Genomic DNA, 14455 nt, shown 5'->3' with positions numbered 1-14455 from the left:
GCCATGAAATGGAATAAACTAGGCCACGTTTTTTCTCCTGTAGGGAATAACGACTGGAAGAAAGACTTTGCGATGACGCCAACGCCATTCCTCTTGAATGAGGATGTCATTCGTGTGTACGCCGGTTTTCGAGACGAAGAGGGCATAAGCCGAATTGGCTATGTCGATATCTCGGCCCGCGATCCGCGAAAGGTGCTGGGCGTGTCCGACCATCCCGTACTGGATCGCGGTCGAGACGGTTGCTTTGATGATAATGGTGTGATCCTTGGGGACATCGTCAGACACGGCGAAGTATTAAGAATGTACTATGTCGGTTTCCAGCTAGTGAAACGGGCGAAGTTTCTGGCGTTTACAGGCCTTGCAGAAAGCACTGACGGCGGAAACACCTTTCATCGAGTCAGCGAGGCGCCAGTCCTGGACCGCTCGAACGGGGGCACGACCATTCGCGCTATCCACTCGATCATATATGAAGATGGCATTTGGAAAGCATGGTTTGCGGTAGGAGACTCCTGGGAAGAGATTAAGGGCAAACAATACCCTAACTATAATATCTGGTATACCGAGTCCACTGACGGTATATATTTCGATCAGGCCGAACTGCTGTGCATTGATGTAGAAGGCGACGAATACCGAATTGGCCGACCTTCCGTGTATAAACACAATGACGTCTACATTATGTTTTATACAAAAGGCAGTACGTCTGGAGAAGACTACTTCCCGGGCGTTGCGTTCTCCAAGGACGGTAAACACTGGGAGCGTCGAGACTCCGAGTTCGGATTGGCTCTCTCGCCAGGCGAGTTTGACTCCACTCACTTGTGCTACCCACGACTGGTGTCAGCCCATGGCAAAGTTTTTTGTATCTATAATGGTAACAATATGGGCGTCGATGGGTTTGGCGTCGCGGAGCTTCTAGAGTGGTAGTTTGCAGTTTTTACTCATCAGAGCATAAGCAAGTCTGGGATGATTTCATCGCAGATTCCAAGACGCCGCTATTTTTGTTCAAGCGTGACTTCATGGAGTATCACGCTGATCGATTTAACGATGCCTCTCTAATGATTCACGAAGATGGCGTGTTGCTGGCAGTATTACCCGCGTCACGTAAAGACGATGTCTTAACCAGCCATGCCGGATTAACTTACGGTGGTCTGGTACTTTCTCAGAAGGTGAAAGCAGATGCCGTATTAACGTGCCTCGAAGCTATTGCATCGTTCACACGAGCAGCAGGCGTCAATAAAATTGTCTACAAGGCAATACCCTTTATATTCGCCATGCAAGGCGCACAGGAAGATCTCTACGCCCTGTTCAGAGTAGGGGCGACTTTAACCAGGCGAGACCTTTCCAGTGTCATTTACCTCAAGCGGCGCCTCAAGCTATCAAAAGGCCGGAAATGGCTGATCGCACGTGCCAAGAAAAATAGCCTGGTAATGACCAAATCGACAAATTGGGAAGGCTTTGTCGAATTGTTGAGTTCAGTCCTTGAGCGACATGACGCAATTCCCGTGCATAGCGCAGCAGAGCTGGCCCTATTATCGGATTTTTTCCCTGAAAACATTTCACTGAGAACAATTGAATGTGAAGGGAAAATGCTGGCTGCCACATTACTATTCACTTTTGACACGGTAGTTCATACGCAATATCTAGCGACGAGTGAAGAAGGCAAAGAAGTAGGCGCGCTTGACCATCTTATAGAATCTTGCATTCAGGAGAGTCAGGAGAACGGTGTTGACTACTTCAGTTTCGGAATTTCGACTGAAGAAAACGGGCGACAACTAAACAGCGGACTGATTGCCCAGAAAGAGAGTTTCGGCGCACGTGGCACAACAATTGACTTTTATGAGATTGCCCTGAATGATTAACTTTTTAGACCTGAAAAAAATCAACGAGCGCTATACTCTTGAATTAAAAGAGGCTTGCGCCAGAGTCATCGATTCCGGCTGGTATATCGGAGGGAAAGAACTCTCAAGTTTCGAACAAGAATTTGCAAAATATTGCGGTACCCAGTACTGCGTAGGCGTAGCGAATGGCTTGGATGCGTTGACCCTTACCCTTCGCGCATGGAAGGAGATGGGTAAACTTTCGGATGGCGACGAAGTCATTGTTCCGGCTAACACCTACATCGCCAGCATTCTCGCTATCAGCGAAAATCGACTGACTCCAATTCTGGTCGAGCCCGATCCTGAAACATATAATATCTCCGCCGAATGCGTAGAGAAAGCGATTACCCCTAGGACTAAAGTCATTCTGGCTGTACACCTCTACGGACAGTTGGCAGATATGCCGGCTCTGTGCAACATTGCGCAAAAGCACAATTTGCTGGTGCTCGAAGATTCCGCACAATCCCATGGTGCAAGCATTGAAGGCCGTAAAGCCGGCAACTGGGGACATGCATCTGGCTTCAGCTTCTACCCTGGCAAAAACCTGGGCGCATTGGGAGATGCCGGTGCGGTGACTACAAATGACCAGGAGCTTGCCTCTGTTATCCGGGCACTTGGTAACTACGGCAGTTATAAGAAGTACGAAAATCAACACAGAGGTGTAAACAGCCGACTTGACGAAATTCAAGCTGCGATGCTCAGGGTAAAACTCAATTATATTGACAGCGAAATTATCGAACGCAGAAAACTGGCAAATGTTTACATTGAAGAAATAAAAAACGATTTAATCCAGTTACCCAGTGTGCCCCGCCAAGAGCAGCATGTCTGGCATTTGTTTGTGGTGCAGACTGATCACAGAGAAAGTTTGAAAAGTCATTTGGACGCCCATGGCATACAGACACTCATTCACTACCCGATTCCCGCGCACAAACAAAATGCATATAAAGAGTTAGCGTCTCACAGTTACCCGCTCACCGAAGCCATTCACCAGCGAGTATTGAGCATACCTCTGAATATCGAAACCACGGCTGAGGAAGCTGAGACGATTGTTAAATGCCTGAATAACTTTCAGACAAAATGATCGAGTAGTACGTCCAGCGAAGCGCGCACGTTCCCATTCCGTAACATAGTGAATTTGGTACAAGTTTGAATATATTAAAAACGGGAGTACTCACCTCGGTCGCCACACTGGCAAGGCTGCTCTCGGGATTCCTTGTCATGAAACTGGTTGCGGTAATGGCTGGCCCGGAAGGTGTTGCGCAGTTTGGTCAGTTCATGAGCTTGACCGCGCTGCTGGTAGTATTTGCCGGCGGCGGTGTAGGCTCAGGCGTTGTAAAATATCTGGCACAATACAAAGAACAGAAGACAGACCTTAAGCTACTCTTGAACTGTGCATTCAGCTTTTCGCTGGTTTCTTCCCTGGTAATGTGCGTCGGCGTGCTATCACTGAGTGAGCATATAACCCAGTGGCTGCTAGGCGACCTGCGTTACCAAAGTCTGATAGTGGTATTAGCGTTCGTTCAAATTTTTGTAGCTCTAAACAACCTCATCATAGCCATTATCAATGGAATGATGGATGTTAAGCGCCTCGCCGCCATACACGTGCTAGGCGCTTTAACAGGTATTCTGGCCCCCTTGATACTTGGATACTACTACCAACTCTACGGTGTCCTGCTTGCCTTCCTGCTAGGGCAGGCAAGTCTATTTGCTATTAGCTTTGTTCTCTTCAAAAAAAGCAACTATTTCAACTGGCGCTATTTTCAGGTCACCTGGGATAAGCTGATGATGAGCAAGCTGGCGCAATACTCATTAATGACGTTGACCTCGGCACTTCTCGCGCCACTTATACAGATTTTCGTACGAAATATTTTAAGTGAGCGATTTTCGTGGGAGCAGGTTGGATATTGGCAAGCCGTCAGCAAGGTGTCAGACGCTTACCTGTTATTCATTACAATGGCGATAAATGTCTACTATCTTCCTAAGCTGTCAGCGACCACACAAAAAAGCTTATTAATATCAGAAATACGTACAGCTTACATTTACTTGATACCGGTCGTGAGTACACTCGCGCTAATAATTTATTTGATGCGCGACCTGATCACACGAATACTTTTTTCTGAGGATTTTTTGAGTGGACTTTATTTATACGCACCTCAACTGGTGGGCGATGTAATTAAAATTGCGTCTTTTATATTGTCGTTTGTCATGCTTGCAAAAGCGATGACCAAGACCTTTCTATTTTCCGAAGTTTTCTTTAGCTTGACGTACTTGATATGGGTTTACGTTCTTACAGACTATTTTGGACTCGTAGGCGCAATGTATGCGTTTATTATAAATTATTCATTGTATTTTTTATTCACTGCATTTGTAGCTCGACGCTATATAATCAGACTTGCCTGACGCGAGTCTATAAAAGTAAACTCTTCATAAGCCCCTCTTTTATTAAAAGTGCGTAGTACTAGCAGAGGGGGAGATGTCATCACCAGACCGGTACACGACAATAGGGGGGGGGGCAAGCTGGAACGTGCTCCCCATATACGTGATTGCCTAAGTACCGGGAAGGCAGCTATAGCCCCTGACCTGAGTGAAGAATAGTTAGGGGCCTTACTGCCAGGAGCTGCGTGCTGCGAGCTCCAGGATAGGATATAGAGCCGACGTTTAAGTCATGGACCCTATTAAGCGCTTACTAGGGTTCAAAACGGCGCTGCTGGTATATCCAATCTACAATTTCACCATCAGGGGTATAACCACTCACTGTATCTCGCAGTAGTTGTCGAACTCGGTCGTAGTCATCCTTCTCTACCGCTGCGAGCAATTCGGTGAGCATCTCCTTGAGCGCCTCCCAAGACAGATAATCCTCATTGGCACTCATGATCATGGGGTGGCGAGTAGGAACGACATTATCGCCGATCAACAGCTCCTCGTAGAGTTTCTCGCCGGGCCTGAGCCCGGAAAACTCAATGCTGATATCACCGTGTGGGTTTTTCTCAGAGCGCACACTCAAACCGGATAAATGAATCATTTTCTCGGCGAGCTCAAAAATTTTTACCGGCTCGCCCATATCCAGTACAAAAACATCCCCCCTGCCCCATCGAGCCAGCCTGGATCACTAGCTGGGCGGCCTCGGGGATAGTCATAAAGTATCGCGTAATTTTAGGATGTGTGACGGTCAGTGGTCCTCCAGACTTTATCTGCTTATGAAACAGTGGAATAACTGACCCGGAGGAGCCCAGAACATTGCCGAACCGCACCATTGTAAACCGGGTTTTGTTGGCTCTCGGCACATTAGCACTATCACCAAACAGAATAGGTTCGCGCTCACGACTGAGCGCTTGCAACGTTAGTTCCGCGAGACGCTTGGTGCTTCCCATTACATTGGTAGGACGGACAGCCTTATCGGTAGAGATCAAGACGAAGTTCGCAACACCTGCCTCAAGCGCCGCTTGGGCAGTATTTAATGTACCAATCACATTATTCAGCACACCCTCCGCGATATTGTGCTCGACCATAGGTACATGCTTATAAGCTGCAGCATGGTAAACAGTGTTCACCCGCCACATTTTCATAGTGTCCAGCAACTTGGAGGGATTGCGTACCGAACCCAGTATCGGCAGCAACTTTACCGGCAGAGATTCCCGGACTATAGAGCGTTCAAGTTCCGACAATATGCTGTATAGATTGAACTCACTGTGTTCGAATAAAAGTAAGACCGTTGGGCGTAAAGACAGGATCTGCCTGCAGAGTTCCGAGCCAATAGACCCCCCTGCGCCTGTTACCAATACGCTCTGCCCCTTGATACAGTGCTCCAATAGATCATCTTGCGCTGGAACAGCATCACGACCTAAAAGGTCGGCAATATCTACTTCTTGAATATCATCAACTTTCACTCGCCCGCTGGCGAGGTCCATAAAACCTGGCACGCTTCGTACGTGAAGTGGAAAACCTTCGAGGAAGCCGAGGATCTCTCTACGGCGGGCACGGTTAGATGATGGAATTGCCAGCAGGATTTCCTGCGCCCCCGTGGTGTCAATCATTCGTTGAATATGCTTAGGCTTATAAACCTGGAGGCCTGAAATGACGCGATCCGAGATACTTACATCATCATCGATAAAGGCGACCGGGCGCATGACACGCCCCATGCGTAGCGCGGCGACAAGCTGGTTGCCCGCTGCGCCGGCACCGTAAATAGCGACACGGGGCAAACCATTTTCACGACTGGTAAAAGGCACATGCTGGGATGCCGCGAACCAGTCGCCCAGGAAATACTGGCGCATGGTCAAGCGCAAACCGCCTACCATTATCAGACTGAGCCACCAGTAGTTGAAAACAATGGACCTTGGAACAACGTTCTCGTGATTACTGTACCAATAGACAACGACCCCCAGAATCAAGGAGGACAAACTTACAGCTTTAATGATGGCAATCAGTGCATCATTGCCAAAATACCGCATTACCGCCCTGTACATTCCAAAACGAATGAACAAAGGGATAGCAACCACGGGCGCAGCTAAAAACAACCACAGGTGAGCCAGAAAAGGATTGACCATCTCGTCAATACCAAGGCGAACGACAAATGCGAGCCATAACGCCGCCCAAACTATAAAGACATCAGCCGTTACCTGAATGAGTCGCTTTTTTCGGCGTGGTAACCCGACAAGAAACGCCCTTAACTTTTCCATAACCCCTTGGTCCACTTGAAACTGCTCCCATAATACGTGTAAGCGATCAATTAAATATCTGACCGTCCTTGGATGACCAGCGAAGGCCTCAGCCGCTCTGTTCGAGACTACCTGCCTTGAATTTTATCGCCAACACCACCAGTGGCGCGTAGGCAAGAATCAACCCCCATGCGCCGTCCAACCTCATCAACACGACACACATGGCGACCGGTAATAGCCAAAACAAGTTAATCACTGCAACCGCAAGCGTTACGGGTAAATGCTTCCCAAATCGCCGTGTGGCAAATTGATAGGCATGACTGCGGTGCGCTTCGTAAACCTTGTCGCCCCTTAATAACCTGCGTATCAACGTAAACGTAGAATCAACAATGAACACACCTAATAAAATCAACCATACCCAGATTAGCTGCGAGGATACCCAGGCTGCTTGTATAGAGATAACGCCTAACATTAATCCAAGAAAACCACTTCCTGCGTCTCCCATGAAGATACGCGCGGGTGGGAAATTCCAAAAAAGGAAACCTGCAACAGCCAGCGCTAGAATCAATGGCAACCAGAACAGCTCTCTAAAATCACCGAACCAATAAATCAAACAGGCGCCAAGACATGCACAGATGGCTTCGATACTGGCAAGGCCATCGATTCCATCCATAAAGTTATAAAGGTTGAGCATCCAAACCAGGTAAAGAGCCGCAACCAGAATACCCATCCATCCCAGATCGATAGTCATACCGAATACAGTAATTGGCGGCATTCCCCCCAGCCAGAAAAGTGCCCATACTGCTGCCGAGAAATGCCCGAGCAACCGCCATCGCGCTGCGATGTGACCATGATCATCCATGAATCCAACGATTGCTACCAATGCGCCGGCCACCCAAGTGGCGATCAATACCTGCAACGGCAGAAGGTCTGCCAAAGTGATAATTGGCAACACAAACAGGAAACTGATAACAATTGCAACCCCCCCTCGCGGAGTAGGTACCGAGTGAGAGCTTCGAGCATTTGGAATATCGATGATGCTGCGAGCAAGTGCATAACGACGCAGCGCAGCGGTTAGTCCAAATGACAAAAGAAGAACGACAGGTATCAACCACCAATAAATCATTATTTATTATGTTCCCTGTAGTACAGCGCGGTAGCCTTCAATGCATCATCCACCGAAACTGGTGGAGCCCAGTGCAGTAATTTCATGTTTTTACTGATATCAACCTGCAACGACCCGCAAAGCCGTTGAGACAAGGATTTCTTGCCAAGCGTCTTGGCTGATGCGCTCAACATCCAGCTGGGAATGGGCAGAAGGCGAGCAGGCTTGCCCAATGCATTCGCCATACGACGCAGCAACTGTGTAGTTGAAAGATCCTCTCCGTCGCTAGCCAGAAATGTCTGGTTAGCTGCTGAAGGATGAGTTAAAGCGGTTACGATCAAATCCACCAGGTTATCGATCGCTACCAAGCTACGACCGTTATTAATGGCGCCGAACGGGAGCGGTATCCCCCTGTCCAACCATCGCATCATGCTGAGAAAGTTGGCTTTCACTCCGGGACCATAGACGAGTACCGGCCGGATGATAACCACCTCCATGCCTGTCAGTACTGCCAACTCTCGCAGTCCCTGCTCAGCTTCCATCTTTGAAATGCCATAGGGGTCGCTCGGGCCAGGCCGGTCATCAGCTGTATACGGGCGGCCCGGTGAGGTTCCCTCACCATTGACCTTGATCGAACTGATATAGATGAAACGTTTCACCCCTGCCGCTGCTGCCTGCCGAGCGAGATGCAGCGTACCTTCGACATTGACCTTTCGAAATGAAGCAAGGGGGTCGGCCTCGGTATCGTTCATTACATGAACACGCGCAGCGCAGTGAACCACTGCGCCTATACCGATCAAGCTGCTGCCCCAGTTCATACCTTCAAAAGACTGAAACGGAACTACCGTCACATCCGCCAAGCGAATCGGCGTTCCATTTCTGACCGCAGCAGTTACTGCAAAATTATCTGCCACTAAACGGCCCAACACCGCTTTGCCTACAAACCCCGTGGCCCCGGTCAAAAATACAGATTGCGACATTACTGTTGTCCTTTTCGTAAAGTGGCATCGCGGAAAAGCTGCTCCAAGCGATTCAGAAGACTGACCTTGGAGTAGTTTTCCAGATAATATTCACGACCTGACTTACCCATGGCAGTACGTTGCTCTGTACCTGCCGTCGCCAGCTGGAGAGTAATCTGCGCAAGAGCTGCAGCATCCCCGGAAGAGCAAGACAAACCAGCGCCAGACTCCTCTATGACACGGGCGGCCTCACCATTAATCATTCCAAGAATCGGCTTGCCAGACGCAAGATATGCCTGGACTTTACCGGGGATTGTCTTTTCGAAAACATCATTTGTTTTTAATGAGACAAGGAGCGCATCCGCACCAGCAAACAACGCAGGCATTTCTTCCAGAGGATGGCGCCCCAACAGCAGAACATTACCTAAACCACAGGAAAGCACTTTATCAGCCAGCCATTGGCTCATCCGACCGTCACCAACGATGACCCAGCGTACGGCCACTTTTCCTGAAAGCATCTGTGCCGCTTCAACAACCGCAGGAAGATCCTGTGCCTCCCCAAGATTACCAGCGAACAAAACAGTAAAAACGTTAGGGTCAGGCTGAAGTAACGTAGATGCTCGCTGATTGCAGTCAGAGAAATCATCCTCCGCCCAACTTGGAAAATAAATCAGACGATTTGACGAAATATTTTTTGTGCAATATCGCTTTACGTTCTCAAAAAAACCATGTGATTGCAGCAATAGATAATCTGACCGGTTGTATATCCATGACACCATCCGGCCTACACACTTGAGCAATAGTGCATGCTTTACTACGCCAACAGCTCTCAACGTTTCTGGCCACAAATCCAGAACCCACACGAACACTGGTGCTTTCTTTAAACGCCCCATTACCAAGGCAGGGATGGCCGCCATGATGGGGGATACTGCGTAGACAAAAATAGCATCATATTTTTCATGACGCAGTTTCCATGGTCCGACGACGCTTGCCATCGTAAAAAAAGAAAGATAATTTAATATTAAATTTATACTGCGATTCCCTCGGGGTAAAAGTGGAACACGCACGACCCTGCACCCGGAAAACTCTGAAAATTTCTCCGGAGCCTGGCGGTATTGCTCATATACCTTACCCTCGGGGTAGTTAGGCAGCCCCGTCAATACAGTTACAGCATGGCCTTTAGCGGAAAAATCCTGAACAAGATCATTGATCCGCATATTTTCGGGCCAAAAATACTGTGTGACTACAAGAATATTAAGCTTATTCTCAGGCATCTAATCAACTCTTTCAGTAGCGCTTCCACACAATTCGATTCACATAGTCAGTATAGCTATGAATAATCCTGGCGATTTTTTCAGAAACATTGGGCATACTGTAATCGCTAACTAAACGTAATGTACGCTCATTACCGGCTTTTTGACTTTCCAGCACAGTCAGACCTTGAAGCACGCGATTAACTTCGAGACCAACCATCATTACCGCAGCCTCTTCCATACCCTCAGGGCGTTCGTGAGCCTCGCGAATATTCAAGGCTGGAAAGTTGAGGATCGACGACTCTTCATTGATCGTACCGCTGTCTGATAAAACAGCCTTGGACGTCAACTGCAGCTTATTATAATCCTTAAACCCCAATGGCTTTAACAGTTGAACATTTTTGTGGAAGGTTACACCCATCGCGTTAACACGCTTTAATGTACGCGGGTGAGTAGAGACAATGACGGGAAGATCGTACTCACTTGCTACAGTATTGAGCACAGTTACTAACTTTAAAAAATTCTTATCTGAATCAATATTTTCTTCACGATGAGCACTGACAACAAAAAACTTACCCTGCTCCAAACCTAAACGGTCAAGAACGCCTGAGGCTTCTATGCCAGATCGATAGTATGAAAGCACCTCAAACATAGGACTGCCGGTTTTAATAACCATATCCGGTGACAGCCCTTCACGAAGAAGGTAATCTCTCGCAATAGTGCTATACGTCAAATTGATATCCGCCGTGTGATCGACAATACGGCGATTGATTTCTTCCGGAACCCGCATATCGAAGCACCGATTGCCTGCTTCCATATGGAATGTAGGAATTTTGCGACGTTTCGCGGGAATAACTGCCATGCAGCTATTGGTATCTCCCAGTACCAGTAACGCCTCAGGCTGAACATCCGCTAATACCTTATCCACGGCGATGATGACATTGCCGATCGTCTCAGCACCGGTAGCACCCGCAGCGTTAAGAAAATGGTCCGGCTTACGGATACCCAAATCCTGGAAAAAAATCTCGTTGAGCTCGTAGTCATAGTTCTGACCCGTATGTACCAAAACGTGGTCACAATACCGATCCAGCGAATCAATCACACGCGATAGCCGTATGATCTCAGGCCGAGTTCCAACTACGGTAAGAACTTTCATCTTCTTCATGGCTGTCTCTATTTACTAATATATTTAAGCTTCGGTGCCCACTGGCATGGCATAGGTATCAGGCTTTTCTCGGTCAAATATTTCGTTAGCCCATAGCATGACGATCATTTCATCCTCACCCACATTAGTTATATCATGGGTCCAACCTGGCACTGTCTCTACAATTTCTGGCTTTTCGCCCGAAGTAAAAAGCTCATAGAATTCACCTGAGTTGATGCTACGAAAGCGAAAACAAGCGGCGCCTTTTATTACCAGAAATTTTTCTGTTTTTGAATGGTGATAATGGCCGCCACGCGTCACACCCGGATGCGCAGTAAAATAAGAAAACTGACCAGAGTCTTTGGTCTTCAGCATCTCGACAAACACGCCTCGGGGGTCCTCATATTTGGGAACCTCATAGGTAAAGCGCTCTGGTTGAATATAACTCAAGTATGTCGAATACAGGGCACGCGCCAGCCCTTTTCCCACAGTTTCCGTAATTAGCGTCTCACGGCTATCACGAAACTTATACAACTGCGCAGCTAACTTCCCTACTGTCGTGTCGTAAACAGGGTTGACCGAAACAAATGGATCTCCAGCGACGAGACCGTCCATCACCGCAACAAACTGAGCAATGACATCATCTATATAAACCAGTTTGATAGCTGCATCCGGCTGGTTTATTTTAATCGGCAAACCTGCGGCGATATTATTGCAGAATGTCGCTACCGCCGAGTTATAATTGGGTTTTGACCACTTTCCGAATACATTAGGCAGACGAAAGATATGCACCGGCACTGACTGTACGACCGACAGCTCAATAAGGGCCTGCTCGGCTGCTAACTTGCTCACCCCATAGAGATTATCAAATTCTGCCTGACTGGACGAGGTATATAAAATCGGTGTCTTTCTCCCCAACAAACCAACTTCTTCACAGATAAACTTGGTCAGATCAGTATTACCCGTACGAAAGTCATCTGTATTTTCGGGACGATTGACTCCAGCCAAATGAAATACAAAGTCAACTTCCGCGAGCAGATTTTTCAACGACGCCAGGTTGTCTTGCCGAGAAAACAAAAAAACACTTATATCCTGACGTTCACGCAAGTGAGCCTGTAGATTTTTAGCAACAAATCCCTGCGCCCCAGTGATCAGAACCTTCATTACTTACTCCTCGGGCGTTGCGTGCTCACCACGTTCGATGGCACGCATGAAATCGAGCTTCAGTAAAAGCTTTTTCATGCCTTCAACATCCAGTCGCTCGGTGTTATGAGAGTTGTAATCTTCGGTTGTGGAAATTTTCTCCTCACCTTGCTCGACAAACTTGCTGTAATTCAAATCGCGTAAATCGGGCGGTATACGGAAATACTCACCGCGGTCTTCTGCACAAGCCATTTCTTCACGACTGAGCAACGCTTCATAGAGCTTCTCGCCATGACGAGTTCCGATGACTTGAATCGGGTGCTGCGGCAGCCCCATCAACGAAGTTACCGCACGCGCCAAAGTTTCAACAGTAGCCGCAGGCGCTTTTTGAACAAAAAGATCACCGTTGTTACCGTGTTCGAAAGCATAAAGAACAAGATCTACGGCGTCGGCTAACGTCATCATAAAGCGAGTCATGTTAGGGTCAGTAATCGATAAGGCCTTACCCGCTCTTATTTGCTCGATAAAAAGCGGAATGACCGAACCACGTGACGCCATAACGTTGCCGTATCGGGTACCGCAAATCACAGTCTTGCTCTCATCCAGATTTCTGGACTTCGCGACCATGACTTTTTCCATCATCGCTTTTGAAATACCCATCGCATTAATAGGATAGACCGCCTTGTCAGTACTTAGACAAACAACACGCTTTACCTCATTCTGAATTGCCGCTTCCAGCAAGTTATCGGTACCAATAACGTTGGTCTTCACTGCCTCCATCGGATGGAACTCACATGAAGGCACCTGCTTAAGCGCCGCCGCGTGAAAGATATAATCGACTCCACGCGTAGCAGTCAGTAAGCTTTGATAATCGCGCACATCACCGATGTAAAACTTCAGCTTCGGGCTGTTATACCGTTTACGCATATCATCTTGTTTTTTTTCGTCGCGGCTGAAAATTCTGATTTCAGCGATATCTGTGGTCAGAAAGCGCTTTAACACAGCGTTACCAAAGGAACCCGTGCCGCCGCTGATCAATAGTTTCTTACTTGAAAACACATAACCTCCAATATTTAATTCTTCTGCAAAGCACTGCATGTTTTTTTAGGAACTATTAAATACCAGCCTAATACGACGTAAAAAATACCGCCCAATACAGGCTGATACTGCATTCCAGACGCAAAAGGCATGTTAGCCAAAAAAATCAAGAAAAACCATAGACAGGACCGGTGCAACCCTTGATTCGCATAATCTTTACGAATATGAAGAAGGCATTTTTGGATCGCATATGCCACAGAGGCCAAAAAAATAAGTAAATAAGGGATTCCGCCGATAAATAGATAGTCGAGTAGCGCATTGTGCGACATCGGCAGGTCTTCATTTCCAAACACCCCTGCCCCACCAGCAAGGCCCACACCAAATAGCAATGAGTAAGGACCATGGTAATCCAATACTACTGACGGCAACCCCCATAGCCGTGAAAGGATACTTTCAGAAAACGAGTAATCGGTATAGCTGTCACTTGACTGGCCAATTCGGAAAACATTATTGACCACAGACACCGCATAACTGACATCCAAACTATACAGTAATGCAACAAAGCCTGTAAGAAGGCCGCCAAGCAAGATAATCAAGCCAGCCTTGCCCCTCTTCAAGAAAAACCAAAATACTAATATCGCGAAGATTATCAAATTGATGACAGCCGCCTTCTGCAACGACAACAACATACCCAGCGCAATTGCAGCCAGCACTAAGCACTTTAGCCAATTGCGCCGTATCATAAAAAACGCAAAGGGCAATGCCAAGCCTCCGGATACGCCCAATATAGTAAGGCTGCCGGCAAGAGAAGAATAGCGTACCAATCCATCACGACTGGACGCTTCAGCAAACCAGCTAACCGGCCCAAATCGAATTTGATATAAGACCGACGCACCGCACAAAATAGCAAACCATACATAAAATTTTAAAACTCTGGCAAATCTATCAACTCTCACAAAAACGAGCGCAATCACCAACAATGGCAATACAAACAAAAACCGAGCAACTGATGTAGGCGTAAAATAATCGGGAGCGCAGATCAAAGAAATAATCGGCACGATCAATAAAGAATAACCAACACTTATTAAGATTATTAACAAACCACGCGAATCCAACTCAGCAACCGCAACTCTGGATACAGCCCAAACACTCATGCACAAGACTAGGAAAAATACTAACAGTGGATAAAGAGAAAAAAGACCACGTACCATATGAAACATGTAGGATATGAAAATTGCATAGCCGCAGAAAAACATCAGCCCATTGCGATCAACCATTAAA

11 protein-coding genes and 1 pseudogene are annotated in these 14455 nt (G+C 47.4%); 4 read left to right on the top strand and 8 right to left on the bottom strand.

Annotated elements, in window-relative coordinates; genetic code table 11:
- The first annotated feature begins 3 nt into the window (after positions 1-3).
- The 4 genes from VRB54_RS07410 to VRB54_RS07395 all read left to right on the top strand — a co-directional run bounded on the left by VRB54_RS07410 (position 4) and on the right by VRB54_RS07395 (position 4274).
- Complete coding sequence (locus VRB54_RS07410) at positions 4-921, top strand: hypothetical protein (RefSeq protein WP_338480174.1); 918 nt, start codon at positions 4-6, stop codon at positions 919-921.
- Positions 915-1856, top strand: coding sequence for a GNAT family N-acetyltransferase (locus VRB54_RS07405; RefSeq protein ID WP_338480173.1), 942 nt, complete (start codon positions 915-917; stop codon positions 1854-1856). The genes VRB54_RS07410 and VRB54_RS07405 overlap by 7 nt, the downstream gene beginning before the upstream one ends.
- Positions 1849-2955: a DegT/DnrJ/EryC1/StrS family aminotransferase gene (locus VRB54_RS07400; RefSeq protein WP_338480172.1), complete on the top strand. Its 1107-nt coding sequence runs from the start codon at positions 1849-1851 to the stop codon at positions 2953-2955. The genes VRB54_RS07405 and VRB54_RS07400 overlap by 8 nt, the downstream gene beginning before the upstream one ends.
- A 65-nt stretch (positions 2956-3020) precedes the next feature.
- Positions 3021-4274: an O-antigen translocase gene (locus VRB54_RS07395; protein WP_338480171.1), complete on the top strand. Its 1254-nt coding sequence runs from the start codon at positions 3021-3023 to the stop codon at positions 4272-4274.
- Positions 4275-4560: 286 nt separating this feature from the next.
- Here VRB54_RS07395 and VRB54_RS07390 read toward each other — a convergent pair.
- From VRB54_RS07390 to VRB54_RS07355, 8 genes and pseudogenes are all read right to left on the bottom strand, one after another.
- Positions 4561-6553, bottom strand: a pseudogene (locus tag VRB54_RS07390) (polysaccharide biosynthesis protein).
- 88 nt (positions 6554-6641) lie between these two features.
- Positions 6642-7658, bottom strand: coding sequence for a glycosyltransferase family 4 protein (locus VRB54_RS07385; protein WP_338480170.1), 1017 nt, complete (start codon positions 7656-7658; stop codon positions 6642-6644).
- Positions 7658-8617, bottom strand: coding sequence for an SDR family oxidoreductase (locus VRB54_RS07380; RefSeq protein ID WP_338480169.1), 960 nt, complete (start codon positions 8615-8617; stop codon positions 7658-7660). Before VRB54_RS07380 ends, VRB54_RS07385 begins: the two co-directional genes overlap by 1 nt.
- On the bottom strand, positions 8617-9870 hold the full coding sequence (locus tag VRB54_RS07375) for a glycosyltransferase family 4 protein (RefSeq protein WP_338480168.1): 1254 nt from the start codon (positions 9868-9870) through the stop codon (positions 8617-8619). Before VRB54_RS07375 ends, VRB54_RS07380 begins: the two co-directional genes overlap by 1 nt.
- Before the next feature lie 13 nt (positions 9871-9883).
- Positions 9884-11014, bottom strand: a complete 1131-nt coding sequence (gene wecB / locus VRB54_RS07370; protein WP_338480167.1) for a non-hydrolyzing UDP-N-acetylglucosamine 2-epimerase — start codon at positions 11012-11014, stop codon at positions 9884-9886.
- Positions 11015-11038: 24 nt separating this feature from the next.
- Complete coding sequence (gene wbjC, locus VRB54_RS07365) at positions 11039-12157, bottom strand: UDP-2-acetamido-2,6-beta-L-arabino-hexul-4-ose reductase (protein WP_338480166.1); 1119 nt, start codon at positions 12155-12157, stop codon at positions 11039-11041.
- Positions 12158-12160: 3 nt separating this feature from the next.
- Complete coding sequence (locus VRB54_RS07360) at positions 12161-13195, bottom strand: polysaccharide biosynthesis protein (RefSeq protein ID WP_338481066.1); 1035 nt, start codon at positions 13193-13195, stop codon at positions 12161-12163.
- A 14-nt stretch (positions 13196-13209) separates the two neighbouring features.
- Positions 13210-14451: a hypothetical protein gene (locus VRB54_RS07355; RefSeq protein WP_338480165.1), complete on the bottom strand. Its 1242-nt coding sequence runs from the start codon at positions 14449-14451 to the stop codon at positions 13210-13212.
- Between the last annotated feature and the right edge of the window lie 4 nt (positions 14452-14455).

The organism is Pseudomonas trivialis, from assembly GCF_036864995.1.
Classification (GTDB): Bacteria; Pseudomonadota; Gammaproteobacteria; order Pseudomonadales; family Pseudomonadaceae; genus Aquipseudomonas; species Aquipseudomonas trivialis.
The sequence above is the reverse complement of the archived record's forward strand: the minus strand, read 5'-3'. Positions and strand labels throughout refer to the sequence as shown.